15 protein-coding genes are annotated in these 15,696 nt (G+C 44.3%); 10 read left to right on the top strand and 5 right to left on the bottom strand.

Annotated features, from left to right (window positions below; all coding sequences use genetic code 11):
• Positions 1-236: 236 nt before the first annotated feature.
• Both pepT and OCU74_RS21220 read left to right on the top strand, forming a co-directional pair.
• A complete protein-coding gene (gene pepT / locus OCU74_RS21225) occupies positions 237-1,466 on the top strand; it encodes a peptidase T (RefSeq protein ID WP_087482673.1) in 1,230 nt (409 codons plus the stop codon).
• Positions 1,467-1,688: 222 nt separating this feature from the next.
• Positions 1,689-2,573 carry a mechanosensitive ion channel family protein gene (locus OCU74_RS21220; RefSeq protein ID WP_087482651.1) on the top strand — a complete coding sequence of 295 codons (885 nt, stop codon included), beginning with the start codon at positions 1,689-1,691 and terminating at the stop codon, positions 2,571-2,573.
• A 4-nt stretch (positions 2,574-2,577) separates the two neighbouring features.
• Here the strand turns inward: OCU74_RS21220 and norR are convergent, their stop codons facing one another.
• Together norR and OCU74_RS21210 are read right to left on the bottom strand one after the other, a co-directional pair.
• Positions 2,578-4,182 carry a nitric oxide reductase transcriptional regulator NorR gene (gene norR, locus OCU74_RS21215; protein ID WP_087482650.1) on the bottom strand — a complete coding sequence of 535 codons (1,605 nt, stop codon included), beginning with the start codon at positions 4,180-4,182 and terminating at the stop codon, positions 2,578-2,580.
• A 217-nt stretch (positions 4,183-4,399) separates the two neighbouring features.
• Positions 4,400-4,609, bottom strand: coding sequence for a cold-shock protein (locus OCU74_RS21210; protein WP_027694422.1), 210 nt, complete (start codon positions 4,607-4,609; stop codon positions 4,400-4,402).
• Between the two features lie 382 nt (positions 4,610-4,991).
• Between OCU74_RS21210 and OCU74_RS21205 the strand changes: the two genes are divergently transcribed.
• The 5 genes from OCU74_RS21205 to OCU74_RS21185 all read left to right on the top strand — a co-directional run bounded on the left by OCU74_RS21205 (position 4,992) and on the right by OCU74_RS21185 (position 8,680).
• Positions 4,992-5,186 (top strand): alternative ribosome-rescue factor A, encoded by a 195-nt coding sequence (locus tag OCU74_RS21205; RefSeq protein WP_087482649.1) that lies wholly within the window; start codon positions 4,992-4,994, stop codon positions 5,184-5,186.
• 151 nt (positions 5,187-5,337) lie between these two features.
• On the top strand, positions 5,338-5,577 hold the full coding sequence (locus OCU74_RS21200; protein WP_087482648.1) for a hypothetical protein: 240 nt from the start codon (positions 5,338-5,340) through the stop codon (positions 5,575-5,577).
• Between the two features lie 128 nt (positions 5,578-5,705).
• Positions 5,706-6,710, top strand: a complete 1,005-nt coding sequence (locus OCU74_RS21195) for a response regulator (RefSeq protein WP_087482647.1) — start codon at positions 5,706-5,708, stop codon at positions 6,708-6,710.
• 2 nt (positions 6,711-6,712) lie between these two features.
• Positions 6,713-7,153 (top strand): PAS domain-containing protein, encoded by a 441-nt coding sequence (locus OCU74_RS21190; protein WP_087482646.1) that lies wholly within the window; start codon positions 6,713-6,715, stop codon positions 7,151-7,153.
• Positions 7,154-7,204: 51 nt separating this feature from the next.
• Positions 7,205-8,680, top strand: a complete 1,476-nt coding sequence (locus tag OCU74_RS21185) for an NAD(P)H-hydrate dehydratase (protein ID WP_087482645.1) — start codon at positions 7,205-7,207, stop codon at positions 8,678-8,680.
• 77 nt (positions 8,681-8,757) lie between these two features.
• Here the strand turns inward: OCU74_RS21185 and OCU74_RS21180 are convergent, their stop codons facing one another.
• Complete coding sequence (locus OCU74_RS21180) at positions 8,758-9,330, bottom strand: outer membrane beta-barrel protein (protein ID WP_087482644.1); 573 nt, start codon at positions 9,328-9,330, stop codon at positions 8,758-8,760.
• 510 nt (positions 9,331-9,840) lie between these two features.
• Here OCU74_RS21180 and OCU74_RS21175 point away from each other — a divergent pair.
• A complete protein-coding gene (locus OCU74_RS21175; protein WP_087482643.1) occupies positions 9,841-10,884 on the top strand; it encodes a GMP reductase in 1,044 nt (347 codons plus the stop codon).
• Between the two features lie 5 nt (positions 10,885-10,889).
• The gene (locus OCU74_RS21170; protein WP_087482642.1) at positions 10,890-11,594 is read left to right on the top strand and encodes a 2'-5' RNA ligase family protein; all 705 of its coding nucleotides are present in this window, start codon (positions 10,890-10,892) and stop codon (positions 11,592-11,594) included.
• Positions 11,595-11,673: 79 nt separating this feature from the next.
• Here the strand turns inward: OCU74_RS21170 and OCU74_RS21165 are convergent, their stop codons facing one another.
• Together OCU74_RS21165 and OCU74_RS21160 are read right to left on the bottom strand one after the other, a co-directional pair.
• Complete coding sequence (locus tag OCU74_RS21165) at positions 11,674-13,074, bottom strand: glycoside hydrolase family 30 protein (RefSeq protein ID WP_159457474.1); 1,401 nt, start codon at positions 13,072-13,074, stop codon at positions 11,674-11,676.
• Positions 13,075-13,309: 235 nt separating this feature from the next.
• Positions 13,310-14,731 (bottom strand): aminotransferase-like domain-containing protein, encoded by a 1,422-nt coding sequence (locus tag OCU74_RS21160; RefSeq protein WP_087482640.1) that lies wholly within the window; start codon positions 14,729-14,731, stop codon positions 13,310-13,312.
• 481 nt (positions 14,732-15,212) lie between these two features.
• On the opposite strand from OCU74_RS21160, the gene OCU74_RS21155 reads away from it, so the two are divergent.
• Positions 15,213-15,695, top strand: coding sequence for an MSMEG_0572/Sll0783 family nitrogen starvation response protein (locus OCU74_RS21155; protein WP_087482639.1), 483 nt, complete (start codon positions 15,213-15,215; stop codon positions 15,693-15,695).
• The last annotated feature ends 1 nt before the right edge of the window (position 15,696 follow it).

Raw genomic sequence — 15,696 nt, 5'->3', positions numbered from 1 at the left:
CCTCTCATTTAACCATCTGTTTTATCTGCATAATTTCAACTTTCTTCTCTCCCGAGACCATGTTTATACCCGAACAAATTTTGAGTTAGGTCGGGTATTGAAGATATTCATGGTATTGAATGCGCAAAAACTGATTTACAACAACATCTTGCCGGGCAGAGCACCCTAGTATGAAAGGCTCCATATCCGATGGAAACACTTGGGGTGTCTGTTATTTAACCTGTGAGAGTTATGTTATGGAAAGTCTGATAGATCGCTTTCTGCATTATGTATCGATTGATACACAATCCAATCCATACCGGAATCGTTGTCCCAGTACGCCGGGGCAGAAGAAACTGGCACAGGCATTATATGAGGAGCTGACAGAAATTGGGCTCAGTGATGTCACATTCGATCCTCATGGCTATGTCATGGCGAAGCTGCCGGCAAACGTTGATGGTGATATACCACCTATCGGATTCATTGCCCATATGGATACTTCTCCTGATGCTCCGGGCAAGAAAATTGTTCCTCAGATTGTTGAAAATTATCAGGGTGGTGATATTGCGCTGGGCCGGGGTGATGAAGTGTTGTCTCCGATTCAGTATCAGGAACTACATCAGCTGCACGGATATAATTTAATTACGACTGATGGAAATACGTTACTGGGAGCTGATGATAAAGCCGGTATTGCGGAAATTGTGACTGCTATGAAGGTGCTGATTGAGCATCCGGATATTCCCCATGGTGAAATCTGTGTTGCTTTTACTCCCGATGAAGAAATCGGTCGTGGCGCAGATCTGTTTGATGTTGAAAAATTCGGAGCTCAGTGGGCATACACGGTTGACGGTGGCCCTGTTGGCGAACTGGAGTATGAGAATTTCAATGCCGCGACGGCCCAGATTATCTGTTATGGCGTATCTGTTCATACCGGAACGGCAAAAGATAAACTGGTCAATGCAATGAATATTGCCGCTCGGTTTCAGATGATGATTCCGGAGGATGAAACACCGGAAAATACCGAAGGTTATGAAGGTTTTTACCATCTATCATCTGCGAATATGGGGATTTCCCGGAGTGAATTGATTTATCTGTTGCGTGATTTTGATCAGCAGGGATTGGCGCGTAGAAAAGCGGTTATTCAGGATATGGCTGATACGCTAAACCATCAGTTGCATAAGGGGCGGATTGAAGTTGTCATTACGGATGGCTACTCGAATATGAGGCATGTGATCGAATCAAATCCGCATGTTGTTGAGATTGCCAAAGCTGCGATGATCGATGTGGGGATTGAACCAAAGATCAAACCGATCCGGGGAGGAACGGACGGTGCGCAACTATCTTTCAAGGGATTACCTTGCCCTAATTTATTTACCGGTGGTTATAATTTTCATGGAATTCATGAGTTTGTGACGATTGAGGGCATGGAGCAGGCAGTGAAAGTTATAGTGCGAATTGCTGAAAAGACAGCACTGGCTTATCGTTGAACAGCATAGTCCAGAGTGTAGCATCACTATGATTTATCAGTTCTTTGGTGTTTATATCTCTACATCATGAAAAAACTCAGATAAACTTGCAGACATTATATATACCCAAGTAACCTCAAGGTACAGGATCAGGTCTACCTATCTTGTTGGTTATTTGGGATATGCATAAGGAGTTTCTGAAAATGAACTCCGTTTTGTGATTTTTGGCTGTGAGAGAAAAGCATGGAATATGTCAACAACGTGCTGGATTATCTGTTGTCCCACAAACTACTGTTTAGTGTCATTATTATTATCTTCACTTTGCTTGTTCGTCGGAGCACTCTGGCTCTGATTCGTGGGGATGGTGCATTTATTACCGAGAAGCAGCGTAAGTGGATGTCACAGACCAAAAACGGCACGTTTGCCATGCTGCTGATTATTGGTTTCTTTTTGTGGAAAGAGGAAATCAATGAGTTTGCGTTGTCTGTAACCGCAATTGCTGTTGCGATTGTTGTAGCATCTAAAGAAATCATTTTGTGTTTTACCGGTTCGATCCAACGAGCCAGTTCCCGCTCTTTCCGTATCGGAGACTGGATTGAGGTTGGTTCCCTATGTGGTGAAGTGATTGAGCACAATATGATGGCAACGGTTATTCAGGAAATTGATTTAGCCGGAGGGCGATATCACTACACGGGGAAAACCGCCACCTTACCCAATAGCATGTTTTTTACATATCCCGTCAAAAACCTGAATTTTATGAAGCGTTATGTGTTTCATAATTTTGAGATTATCGTGCCGGAATTTGTTAATTTGTATACCTTGCTTCCTTCGTTCCGGAAGAGAATGGAAGTTCACTTTGAGCATTTCATTGAAGTTGCGCGTCGCTATAACCTTATGATCGAGAAACATGCTGGTGTTGATTTGCCCGGAGCCGACCCCGTGGTTTACATTGGCAGTATGCCGACCGGAGAACAGAAAGTTCATGTGATGATTTTCTGCCCGACTGAACGGGCACATGAACTTGAACAGCTGATTCGGGCAGATTTTATGGCGGAGTATGAAAGGCTATTCATCAACCGGCCGAGTGAAAACCAGCAGCCTGAAGGTGCTCTGAATCCTGCATCTTGAGTAACTACATTTCCAGTTTGTGAATTTTTCTCACCTGTATACCCAGTCTTTTGGCTAACCGGGTCAGATTGGCCCGGTCAACCTGAAGCAACCTTCCGGCCTGAGCCCAGTTATAGTCTGACTGAACCAATGCTTCTTTCACCAGTTGGCGCTGAAAATCATCCGTTGCCTGCCTGAGCCCGTCATTGACGGAGATATGGGAAGGTGTTGTCGTTATATTCGTATTATCCGGCATATCTGAAGAGTTGTCCGGTAACACGCTTTCTAAAATGCCGATATCAGTCAGTCTGATGGTAATCAGTGCTTGTTGGCGCTGACTGGCTTTGGCCTTCAGAGCGGCTCTGTTGATCACGTGTTCCATTTCCCGGACATTCCCAGGCCAGTTGTATTGCACCAGATAGTCCAGTACATCCTGTGCCAGTTTCAGATGAGTCATGCCCAGTTTTCTTCTGGCTTGTTCGAGAAAGTAACCGGCTAGCAGACTGACATCACCTTCACGTTCCCGGAGAGGCGGAACATGAATTGGGTAAACACTCAGACGGTGATATAAATCAGCCCGGAAGCGACCTGCTTCAACTTCTTGTTTTAAATCGCGGTTTGTTGCGGCAAGAACACGTACGTCAATATTCTGGATGCTGTCCTGTCCGACCGGTTGAATTTCATTATTCTGTAATGCCCTGAGCAGCTTGCTCTGGGCTGCAAGCGGAAGTTCTCCGATTTCATCAAGAAAGAGTGTCCCTTCGTGTGCCAGTGCAAATTTACCAAGCCGGTTTCTGTCTGCCCCGGTGAAAGCTCCTTTCACGTGTCCGAACAGCTCACTCTCTATCAGGTTTTCAGGAATAGCAGCACAGTTCACATATATGAGAGGCTGACGTTTTCTGGCTGACAAATGATGTATTCGTCTGGCAACCAGCTCTTTGCCGACCCCGGTTTCCCCGAAAATCAGAATATTAAAGTTAGATGAAGCCACAACCTCAATGTCAGCATTCATCGATTGCATCACACTGCTTGCACCAATCAAATCTCCCCGGTCTCTTTCCCAGCCATCTTCATTCAACTCTTCCAGACGTTGCTGTGACTGGCGGGCCTGCATTTCTAACTGAGAAAATGTCAGTGCCATTTTCAGGGTTGAAGCAGCGATTGCTGAAAGCACTTCCAGATGACGTGTTGGTATATGGGTAAAGACACCGGTTTTCAGGCTGTCCAGAGTGAGAACACCCAGTAGTTTTTCATCAAAAATCAGAGGAAGTCCCATGCAGGAATGGATAGGAACATCACCGTCATGGTGAAGCAGTAAGCCGTCAAATGGATCGGGAAGTGTGCAGTCAGTGTCAAACCGCACAGCCTGACGGGAGCTGCAAATTTCCTGAAACCGGGGATGGTCATCAATGATAAATCGCCGGCCAAGGGTATCTTTGGTAAGTCCCTGCATTGCCAGAGGGATCAATGTATTCCCCTGACGGGACATCAGTGCGACACAGTCACAGGGAATAATTTTGCGGATCGTTTCCAGTAAACGGTTAAATCGATTCTCATCATTCAGGCCGCTGGCAAGATCGATAGTCATTTCTGCCAGTGTGGACAGGGTCGTGATCGGAAAATTTTGCATAAGGCTACGGGAATTTTTTAAACCATTCTAGAGGGAAAATAGCCGGATGAGAAGTGTGATTCCCGGAAACCCCTGGATTGCACTACAGCCGGAGTTGTCTGGCTGCTCTGGGTCACGGTGATATACCGGAAGAATGAAAATTTACTTTTCCGGAGGCAAAAAATTAGCCAGCAAACAACGCTGGCTATTTTTAAAGATTCTTGCCTATATTGTTATATTATAGGACTTTGATGTTTTCAGCTTGAGGGCCTTTCTGTCCTTGAGAGATCACAAACTCAACAGTTTGACCTTCAGCTAGGGTACGGAAACCGTCGCCTTGAATCGCGCTGAAGTGAGCAAAAACGTCGGGACCATTTTCTTGTTGGATGAAACCAAAACCTTTAGTTTCGTTGAACCACTTTACAGTGCCAGTCACTGTGTTAGACATAATATATTCCTGGTAAATCAAAGTAAAACTAAGCCGATAAACGGCGATTCTAGCGTGGAAAAGTAGATTGCTATTGTGTACAGAACGACTGGGGAGTTACAAAATCCAACAAGACGTTATGGTAAACAAAGAACTGCTTCCTAGCCTCATGTGAGTGTAGAGTAATCTTAGGGGTTGTCAATCAAATATTGCGGCTAAACTTTAATGTGCCTGATATTTATGATCGTTTTAGAGTTTAGTGAGAATCTGTTTTCATTGTTACATTATTATTTTTGCCAAAATCATAAAATATATTTTTTTACATCTAATTGATTGACATACCAACATAATGGAGGAGAATTCGTTGCGTTTTTATTGACCAACTTAAATGAAAGGTTCTTGTATGAAGAAAGAAAAACGCCAATCCGTCTCTGGTGACGTTGAGATTCAACGTGGCACAGTGACTGATAACGCCCTCAAAGCGCTTGTGACCAGTCCAGTGTTTAAGATGAGAGTCGAAAAACCGAAAAAAGGCAAAGGTAGCTTTCAGCGTAAAGCAAAACATCAGGGGCAGGAGTCCTATCCAAAAGCTGCATAACGTCGTTTTTGTATAGGGCTTCTTCATTCTTGCTTACACATGGTGTAATGACAGTTTTTATCAATAGGCTATATTTTGTGAAGGATGCAGAATATATCGCTGTCCATCTTATGGTTTTTCTACCTTTCAAATATCCCACATGGAGTTCAACATGGTTGTGACGCTCTTTTGGCTGGAAAAGGCAATCCTGATACTGGGAATCCTCCTGATTCTGATGAGTATGATCCGTTATGGCAGAAGAAGTCAGGATTGGCGAGGCGTTGCTACAATGTTCTTTAAACGAATTCCAATGACGATTGAAGAATATCGCCGATATCGTTTCGGGGTTGCATTGATTGTTGTGGCTGTATTACTTCGGATCGTCATTCTGACGTTATGGCCTACAGCATAAGCATCCATAGGCATCGTTGTAAGGTCACAAAAATAATAAAGATTTGGTTGTTCTTTATCGCTTTGCGCCTGTAGATGTTGAATTTCCGTATACACTTTTAATTAGGAAAGACAAGGGTAAGGCCGGTTATGTCGTTTTCAGTATTAATATGTGATGACTCAGCACTAGCGAGAAAACAGATTGCGAGATCGTTGCCAACCTCCCTGAATGCAGAGGTTAACTTTGCTGTTCATGGTCTTGATGCACTGGAGCAGTTAAAGAAGCAACAGTTTCAGTTGATGTTTCTGGATTTAACCATGCCGGAGCTGGATGGTTTTGGTACGTTAGAAGCCATGAATCAGGCAGCTTATACAACGCCTGTGGTGGTTGTTTCCGGTGATATTCAGCCAAAGGCTCAGGAACGGGTTCTCGGAATGGGAGCCAAAGCTTTTATCCAAAAGCCGATTGCAGCTGATGCGCTGAAAGAAGTACTCAGTGAACTGGTGGAACCACCGACACAACCGAAAGTTGTGATTCCGGAAAGAATCGAGTACCCGGTTATCAAGCGCCGGGATATCTATATGGAAGTTGCCAACGTTTCCATTGGGCGGGCTGCGGATGCCTTAGCGCGTTATTTTGATGTTTTTGTCGAATTACCACTACCAAATGTGAATATCTTTGAAGTCAGCGAGCTCCATATGGCTCTGCGGGAACTGGCGGAGAATGATCAGGTTTCCGGTGTTTGTCAGGGATTCAGTGGTGAAGGGATTGCCGGGGAAGCCTTAGTCCTGTTAAGTGATTCAAGTGTCTCCGATCTGAAACGTTTAATGCAGGTTCCGGCAGAAAGTGAAGATCTGGAAGAACTGGAACTTTTAATGGATGTATCGAACATTCTGGTCGGTTCCTTCCTGAACGGGCTCGGTGAACAGGCGGAAATCCGTTTTTTCCAGAGTTCCCCGGTATTACTGGGACAACATATCCCCATTGAATCGGTGATTCGCTCAACTGCCGGTTCGTTTCAGAAAACGATGACCTTTGAGGTAAGCTACAACATTGAAGGAACATCGATTCGCTGCGATTTGCTGTTTATGTTTGTCGATGAGTCTTTGCCTCTTCTGGATAACAAGCTGGCTTATCTTATGGAGGAGTTTTAGTTATGAGTCTTCCTGCAGAGTTTGAACAGTTCCACTGGATGGTGGACATGGTTCAGAATGTTGATCTCGGACTTATCGTGATTGATAAGGATTATAAAGTTCAGGTATGGAACGGTTTTATGACTCACCATAGTGGAAAACAGCCACATGAAGTGATTGGCCGTTCTCTGTTTGACGTTTTTCCTGAAATTCCTCAGGACTGGTTCAGATTAAAAACTAAACCTGTTTACAATTTGGGTTGTCGTAGTTTTATCACCTGGCAGCAACGGCCTTATCTGTTCAAATGTCGTAATGTTCGTCCGGTGACTCAGCAGGCCGAGTTTATGTATCAGAATATCACACTCAATCCGATGAGAACGCCGACCGGTGAGGTGAAGTCAGTCTTTCTTTCGATTCAGGATGCGACGGCGGAGGCGCTGATTTCCCTGCGGTGCGAATGTTAAGTTCTCCCGTTTCCGATGTTTGATGAATTAAAAAGATAAAGAAGTTCTCCCATGACGATGACGAATGTATTTTATTCGACCCAGCAGGTCCGTGTTGGTGAGCAGAAAGCTGCTGATGCCAAAGGACTGGAAATGTACAGTCTGATGGAACGTGCCGGACAGGCTGTTTTTGCCATTGGTATGGCTCAATATCCCAGTTCTGAGCATTGGCTGATTTGCTGCGGTGGCGGCAATAATGGCGGCGATGGTTATATTGTTGCGAGTCTGGCTAAATCGATCGGATTGTATGTAACGGTCTGGCAGGTCGGTGATCCTGAAGCGTTGACCGGCGATGCAAGAATGGCGTACGAGCACTGGCAAAATCACGGTGGTATTGTCTCAGAACCACAGGATCGCGTACCGGATAGTGTTGATGTTGTCATTGACGCATTGCTGGGAACCGGACTTCGTGGAACAGTCCGGCCGGGAATGCTCTCTTTAATTGAAACACTGAACCAAAGTATGAAGCCGGTGATTGCGGTGGATATTCCTTCTGGTTTGTGTGGCGATACCGGCAGTGTGCTTGGTGATGCGATTATTGCAAAACATACGGTCAGTTTTATTGGTCTGAAACAGGGATTAGTGACCGGAAAAGCCCGTGAATATGTGGGAGAGCTCCATTTCGCTGGTTTGGGCGTTGAAGATGCTTTCGATCAGCAGAATCATCCGACAGTTACTGCAATTCATACGAAAATGCCGGGTCAGATGCTACCGAAACGTAGCGCGACTTCCCATAAAGGGACACACGGTAAAGCATTATTGATCGGTGGTAATGAAGGCATGGGTGGTGCAATTATTCTGACGGCGATGGCTGCTGCCAGATGCGGAGCCGGTATGACAGCCGTTTTGTGTCATCCTTATAATGTGACACCTTTGCTGGTGAGCGCCCCGGAAGTGATGAGCGCTTGCTGGAATAAAGAAGATGCTATTGAACGGCGTCTTGAATGGTGTGATGTTCTGGCTGTCGGACCGGGGCTGGGACGCAGTGATGAATCCTACAAAATCTATCAGGCAGTTCAGTCTGTTAAGAAACCGAAAGTGGTTGATGCTGATGGTTTGTATTTTCTGATGCGGCATCCGAATCAGGATCCGCTGCGGGTGATTACTCCTCATCCGGCGGAAGCTGCTCAGTTGTTGCAGACGACCGTGGAGGAAGTAGAAGCGGATCGGTATGCCAGTATTCAGGCTCTTCACCGTCAGTATGGTGGTGTTGTGGTACTGAAAGGGGCGGGAACGCTGGTTTATGACGGACAGCAAATTTCTGTGTGCATGGCTGGGAATCCGGGAATGGCTAGTGCAGGCATGGGCGATGTCCTGACCGGGGTAATTACTTCATTTATCGCACAGGGACTGCCGTTGGTTGAAGCCACACAACTGGGTGTTTTAGTCCATAGTATGGCAGCGGATCAGAATACGGAATCATTTGGAGAACGGGGATTGCTTGCCAGTGATTTGCTGCCCCATTTACGTAAATTAGTAAACAATTGACCAGTGTTTGTTCATCAAATCAAAACCGGTAGTGTGTTTCAAAAACGATAAGTGTATTTTAAAACCGATAGTGTATTTCAAAACCGATAGTGTGTTCCCAGCAGGAACACCGGGCTTGCCGTTACATCCTGCTCTGGCTCCTGATAAGAGATTTCAAAGTTTAATTCGAATCCTGTGGCAATGCCTGATGGGATTGTGGCGCCCAGAGTAAAATAAGGTGCAATATTCTTTGTCTCTATATCAGGCAGTGAGGTCGTGATTGCCGGATTATCGCCGGCACGGGTTAAACTTAATCCGCCTTTGGCATATATCCATGCAACATCGAACACTGTGTGCTGAATTCTTGCTCCGCCAAAAATTTCCTGATAATGCAGCGTTGGCTGATGAGGGTGTTGTGATGACACTGAGGTGAACTGTCCCAGATCATCCGGATTTTTGGCATAACCCAAATCAAATCCAATGTTTGAGGTTAGATTATAGTTATAACCATACTGAGTGACCCAGGTTTCGTCAGAACTGCTATTGTGATTGAGTTTGGCAATACCGGAGCTTTGATAGAAATGATGTGAATCAGGCCCGGCAAGAGCCTGAACGGGAGCCGCACATAATAGAAGTAACACTGCAATGATCAGAGAAATGGTTGATTCCATCTTGCACTCCATGCGTTCCCTGAGATTATTCTTAGTATTTATCTTGTTGTGAGGCGTCGGTTACAGAGAGTCAGTTATAGAGAGGAGAAAACCCGCCAGCGTCTCCTAACTGTAGCAAATGTGAACACTGCTTGCTGCTGCCATCGTTCAATTTTGTAGTTTTTTGTGCAGAGAGCACAAAAGTTGATGTGATCAATGTAATGATGCAGCAGAAACACAAACGGAGATCCAGAGTAAGCAGTTTGAGTTTATTAACTTATTGATAATAGAAAGAAAAAAATAAGCTTCTATGGTTTTATCAGATATGCAAGTTTTCAGATAGTAGCATAAAAAAATGTGGAATATCAGTCTTGCAGGAAATTAAGTGATGTCTATAATGCTGAAAACCGGAGCGTCTGCCAACGCTCCGGTTTTTTTGTGTCCGATAATTAAGAGACCGACGTCTGCCAACGTCAGAATCATCGCACTGCGAAATTGAGACACAAGGTGAATCAATTGAGGAAAATATGAATGCGTATCGAACAAGAACTAAAGTTGGGTTTTAAGGATGTGCTGTTTCGGCCGAAACGTTCTACCCTGAAAAGTCGTTCCCAAGTTAATTTAACCCGCGAGTTTACCTTCAAGCATAGTGGCCGTCAATGGCACGGTGTTCCCGTCATTGCTGCCAATATGGATTCTGTCGGAAGCTTCGGCATGGCTCAGGCTCTGGCAAAATATGATGTGATTACGGCGATTCACAAACATTATTCCCTGCAAGACTGGAAAGATTTTGTGCAAGGGGCAGAATCCGCGACATTAAAGCATGTCATGGTTTCAACCGGGACATCGGATGCTGACTTTACTAAGATGCAGGCAATTCTGGCTTTGAGTGAAGATCTGATGTTTGTCTGTATTGATATCGCCAATGGGTATTCGGAACATCTGGTTGAGTTTGTTGAACGGGTCCGCAGGGCTCTGCCGGACAAAGTGATTGTCGCCGGTAATGTTGTAACCGGAGATATGACTGAAGAACTGATCATTGCCGGTGCGGATATCGTAAAAGTTGGTATTGGGCCGGGATCGGTCTGTACAACCCGGGTAAAAACCGGTGTCGGTTATCCGCAATTATCGGCCATTATTGAATGTGCCGATGCTGCACACGGATTGGGTGGTCAGATTATCGGTGATGGTGGCTGCACCTGCCCCGGCGATGTCTCGAAAGCTTTCGGCGGTGGTGCTGATTTCGTCATGCTGGGCGGAATGCTGGCCGGACACAAAGAATCCGGTGGTGACATTGTTGTGAAAGATGGCGAAAGCTATGTGAATTTCTACGGAATGTCGTCAAAGAGTGCGATGGACAAATATGCCGGTGGTGTGGCTCAGTACCGGGCTGCCGAAGGCAAGACCGTTTTATTACCTTACCGCGGCAGTGTTGAAGACACAATTCAGGATATTCTCGGCGGTGTACGTTCAACCTGTACCTACGTTGGTGCAGCTAATCTGAAAGAGCTGACCAAGCGCACCACATTTATCCGGGTTCAGGAACAGGAAAATAATGTGTTCGGGAAGGAATAGGCCAAATGGGAGAAGAGAAGCGTATTTACGATACAATGTGGCGTAATTTTGAACAGGTTGTCAAAACAGGTCAGTATCAGACCGATCCTCTGATTGATAATCCACATGATAGTCGCAGGGGGATGACAACACTATCATATTTGCGTAACAGCACATCATTGGTAAACGAAATATCAAACTTTCTACAGAAGATAAAATCCTTAGAGCCTGAGCAGTATTATCAACCGCTATCGGATTTACATTTAACGATTCTGACTATTATTACCTGTTTTGAAAATTATCATTTGTCCGAAAGTGAAGGGCAGGATTACGCTGAAATTTTTAAGGAAGCAGTCCGGGGCATCGGCTCATTTGATATTCAGTTTAAGGGGATTACAGCCTCTCCCAGCTGCATACTTTTACAAGGTTTTATGCCTGATGAAATGTTGTCAGATTTAAGAGAGAAGCTGAGAGCTGCATTTGGTCAGTCCCACCTACATGCCAGCCGGGATTCAAGGTATAACATCGCGACAGCACACTCAACAGTCGTCAGATTTAAAGCACCATTGCGTGATCCTGATATGTTGTTCAGATTCTTGAAAGATTACCGCGAGTTTGATTTTGGTATTCATACGGTCAACAGAGTAGAACTCGTATTTAATGACTGGTATCTCAAGGATGCACATACAAAACAGTTAGCTGAAGTATCTTTATTTCCGGCCTGTTCATAGGTAAGTTACCAAGGTCATTTGGGTATATAAATGCCTGTAGAAGTACAGGCATTCAATATTAGTTATGAACGATAGACGCTTATTGAACAACAAAACTGTTCACGGTCATCATCGGTAATTTGGCTTTAAACATCTGGTCCTTGAGCGTATAAGTCATTTCTTTTTCAGAAAAGCTGGGGTTTGCTGAAACAATGATGATTGACTGATCCGGATTCTCAAAAATCAGTGTATCCTCATCGAGATCATAACTTAATAACTGAGCGCCGGGTTTAATTAAATTGCTGAAGTGTTTTAAGACATAGTATTCGAAGTTATAGCTTGGTTTTCCACCCTGTCTGCGATCGATACTGATCAGTGAATTTTGTTTCCAGCCCCAGGTACTGTTTCCTGATGAATCCAGCACCATATTCCAGTAAACATAGGAATTTGCCCCTCCGGCGAGATATTTTTTGATTAAGCTAAAAGTATATAATCCCGCAGAAATATCATTTTTTCCATCACCACATTCTGATTCTGTTTGCATGAGTTTAATATCTGGATGTCTTTTATGTGTTTCTGCAATTGCATATTTCCCATCCCATTGATATCCGACCCCCGCAATTTTTCCTTTCAGTTTGGGATCGTTCAGAACCGGCTCTGCATATGCCATATAATCGCCATGATTAATTGTTCCTAGCCAAATCGATGCGCTCTGATTATCTTTTTCAAATTGGGGTACGAGATAGTCTCGTAAAAAATCACGCATCTCCGGGCCTGTCCACACACTGGAAGGGAAATCCTGACATGCGGCAGGTTCATTCTGTAAGTGGATTTGTTCCAGGTGAATGCCTTCATCCTGATATGCAGTTGCAAATTTAGACAGGTACTTTGCATAAGCGGTTTGAGTCTTTTCATTCCATATTAAATGGGCATTTTCCTCAGAGCCCTTACAGCCATAGAAATGATTGGCTTTCATCCATGCGGGCGGTGTCCACGGAGAAGCAAAGACATGCAGATTCGGTTTATATTTCATCGCTGATTTCAGGTATGGCAGCAGATATTTGTGTTCTCTGTCCATTGAGAAATGCTTTAATTCGTAATCTCCGGGAACATCATCGAGTGAGTAGTAATCCATTGAATAATCATTTGCTCCAATGGGAATTCTGCCCAGAGTAAAATTCAGTCCATCTTCCGTAAACAGATTTTTAATGATCTTCTCTCTTTCTGCTGCTTTTATTCCGGACATCGCATCCCAGCCTTTTTCATTAAATGCACCACCGAAGCCGTCAATGGTCTGTAAAGGGTTGGATGTGTCGATTTTTATGACTCGATAATCGGTATTATCTTTCTTTAAAACCGCAGGTGCTTTATTTTGCTGCCAGTTTACAATGCTGTTGGTATTTGTATCCCAGCCAGACTGAATCCATTTTACTGAAGTTGCATGAGCATTGAATGTCAATGCTGTGGCAACGGTAATGAGACAAGGTGATAATTTAAACATAGCCATTCCTTTTCGTGACGATATATACTCGATTCTTTGTAAAATCGATTTCATGTCCAGAGTCTGGACTTTCATATGTGAGTCATCTCGCGTGAAAAGAGAATTCAATAAATAAACGTATAAATATAATAATGAAGATGTGACCAAATTGGAGATAGAAGCCAGTGTGCTGTGAGTTGATTTCAGATGTTGTCGTCAGGTACGAAGATATTATGCCTTGGTATCTTCCGGGAAATTACCGGGTATATTGTTGACGATACCCGGAGGCAGTTGATGGATAGCCCAGAAGAACCAATTTTTCTTTGAGTGTTTTCATGTTTTCTTTCATATCCACCCGGCTAATCGGGCCGCCGATACACACTCTGAGCGCATCTGGCGGATTATTATCGGTTGAGAATGCACTGCTGGCGACAGCACTGATTTCCAATTGGCGTAACTCTTCTGCAAATTCAACTGGGGTCTTATTGAAGGGCTTTGGTAAATTCAGCCAGAAATGGAAAGCATTTAGTTCCATCCTTAAATCATAACCATGCAAGATTTGGTAGACCGCATTTCTTCTTGCCGCCGCCTCTGTACGAATGGCTTGGATCATCCGATCAAGTGTCCCGGCTGATATCCAGTCGGAAAGCAGTTTATGGATGAGCGGTGAGCCCATAATATTTAATGAATGCATTGCGCCTATTACCTGTTCCTTTTTTCTTTGTGAAGGGCAGAGCATGTAGCCGACTCGTAATCCCGGCCCCAGACATTTAGAAAAGCCACCGAGATAGTAGGTTAATTCAGGCGCATAATATGCCAGCGGCGGAACAGTACTCTCTGAAAGCAGGCCATAGCTGTCGTCTTCTATGATCGGGATGTTATACCGAATAGCGATGTCGCATAAAGCTTCCCTTCTGCTTCTCGGAATCGTGGTACAGGTGGGATTATGCATGGTTGGATTCAAATAAAGTGCGGCAACCGAGTGAGACTGACAGGCATTTTCGAAAGAAATTGCCGTTGGTCCGTTTTTATCCCGGTCCAGAGCAAACAGGGTTTTTCCCAACTGAGCAGCAACGGTTTTGATTCCCGGATAACTGAGGCTATCGACGCACAATACCTGATTCTGCTCGCAAAGCATGGTCAGCAGGGCTGTAATAGAAGTGTGTATCCCCTGGGTTGTAATGACTCTGTTTCTGTCTGCATCAGGAATCCGTCGTTGAATTAATGAGGTCATAATATCGATTGACTCATCATTGCCGCCGTAACTTTGATAACGCATTAATGAATAAAAATCATTCATTGCGATACTGGACAGAGCGACATCTTTGATTTCATCAACGAGAGTAGGAATGGCCGGTTCAATCACCATATTCATCATCAGCTCATAAGTAGCCAGTGGTTGTTTCATCGATTTAAGTTTGCCCCGGATGAAAGTTCCTGACCCCGTCACCGTTTCTATCAGGCCTCTTTTTTTCGCTTCGGTATACGCTCTGGCTGCTGTTGAATAGTTGATATGCAGCGCTGCTGCCAGATCTCTCATGGGAGGAATTTTGTCATTGGGAGAAAGTTTGCCCGTTTCTATATCTTGTGCGATCAAATCGGCAATCAGTTTATATGCCGGATACTTGCCTCTTTGGGATAGGCTTATTTGCCATTGTCTCGTTCTGTTCTTGTACATAGGCGATGCACCATTTTGGTGATGTTACAAATTGTTTCCATGGCGTTTCACTTTTGTTGATTATATGATCTTGCTTAGTAGGGCAAGCTCTCTTTCAAATGAGTTTGGTTACTGCGATATGATTCAATCAAATGAGATGATTAAGTTATGAATCTGATACTTAATCGTATTGAAACCGGTTGTTCACTGAGCTATATCACTCACAATTCAACAGTATAACTCCACACTTATATGGGTAGGTTTGCACTATATTGGTGAGTTTTGTCTTATATTGGTGCAATGCTGCTTACGTTTGTGGGCTGATATATATGACTGATTGCGCTAAAAAATTCAGTTTTAAGAAATTTTAATTATGCAATGAATTGCTTTATCGCATATTGATTGCTTTTTGGACGGTGATTATTGGCATTGCTACTGCAGGTGTTTCTCCGGGGCTGACGATTTCAGTTGCTTAAATAAGAATAATTCGGAGATAAAGTAAATGCCAAAAGTAGAAACCCCATTGCATAAAGATGGTGACTTCTTTGTTGATTATGAAGAGAAAGTATTTGAAGACGTGAAGGCGAAGCCGGGTCAGAAAGCATTGGTAACATTTCATACGGTCGCTTTTGAAGGTTCGATTGGTCTGGTGAATATGCTTCAGGCAACCCGGCTACAGCGGAAAGGATTTGAGACATCGATCCTGCTGTATGGACCAGGTGTCACGCTGGGAATCCAGAGAGGCTTTCCAACGCTCGGCGATGAAGCATTTCCCGGGCATCAGAATTACGCGAATCAGCTTAAAAAATTCATGGCGGAAGGCGGTAAAGTTTACGCCTGCCGCTTTGCGCTGCAAGCGCTCTATGGTCATGGAGAGCCTTCACTGATCGAAGGTATTACACCAATTAATCCACTTGATGTGATGGATCTGAAATTACTTCATCTCCGCGATAATGCGGTGATTCTCGATACCTGGACATTATAGT

The organism is Vibrio mangrovi (assembly GCF_024346955.1).
Classification (GTDB): domain Bacteria; phylum Pseudomonadota; class Gammaproteobacteria; order Enterobacterales; family Vibrionaceae; genus Vibrio; species Vibrio mangrovi.
This window is presented reverse-complemented; position numbering and strand designations above follow the sequence as displayed.

Coding starts and splice junctions, on each gene's coding strand:
- OCU74_RS21210 (WP_027694422.1), bottom strand. CDS start 4,609: ATGTCTAACACAGTGACTGGCACTGTAAAGTGGTTCAACGAAACTAAA.
- OCU74_RS21185 (WP_087482645.1), top strand. CDS start 7,205: ATGACGATGACGAATGTATTTTATTCGACCCAGCAGGTCCGTGTTGGT.
- OCU74_RS21165 (WP_159457474.1), bottom strand. CDS start 13,074: ATGTTTAAATTATCACCTTGTCTCATTACCGTTGCCACAGCATTGACA.
- OCU74_RS21175 (WP_087482643.1), top strand. CDS start 9,841: ATGCGTATCGAACAAGAACTAAAGTTGGGTTTTAAGGATGTGCTGTTT.
- OCU74_RS21160 (WP_087482640.1), bottom strand. CDS start 14,731: ATGTACAAGAACAGAACGAGACAATGGCAAATAAGCCTATCCCAAAGA.
- OCU74_RS21155 (WP_087482639.1), top strand. CDS start 15,213: ATGCCAAAAGTAGAAACCCCATTGCATAAAGATGGTGACTTCTTTGTT.
- OCU74_RS21200 (WP_087482648.1), top strand. CDS start 5,338: ATGGTTGTGACGCTCTTTTGGCTGGAAAAGGCAATCCTGATACTGGGA.
- pepT (WP_087482673.1), top strand. CDS start 237: ATGGAAAGTCTGATAGATCGCTTTCTGCATTATGTATCGATTGATACA.
- OCU74_RS21220 (WP_087482651.1), top strand. CDS start 1,689: ATGGAATATGTCAACAACGTGCTGGATTATCTGTTGTCCCACAAACTA.
- OCU74_RS21190 (WP_087482646.1), top strand. CDS start 6,713: ATGAGTCTTCCTGCAGAGTTTGAACAGTTCCACTGGATGGTGGACATG.
- OCU74_RS21170 (WP_087482642.1), top strand. CDS start 10,890: ATGGGAGAAGAGAAGCGTATTTACGATACAATGTGGCGTAATTTTGAA.
- OCU74_RS21180 (WP_087482644.1), bottom strand. CDS start 9,330: ATGGAATCAACCATTTCTCTGATCATTGCAGTGTTACTTCTATTATGT.
- norR (WP_087482650.1), bottom strand. CDS start 4,182: ATGCAAAATTTTCCGATCACGACCCTGTCCACACTGGCAGAAATGACT.
- OCU74_RS21205 (WP_087482649.1), top strand. CDS start 4,992: ATGAAGAAAGAAAAACGCCAATCCGTCTCTGGTGACGTTGAGATTCAA.
- OCU74_RS21195 (WP_087482647.1), top strand. CDS start 5,706: ATGTCGTTTTCAGTATTAATATGTGATGACTCAGCACTAGCGAGAAAA.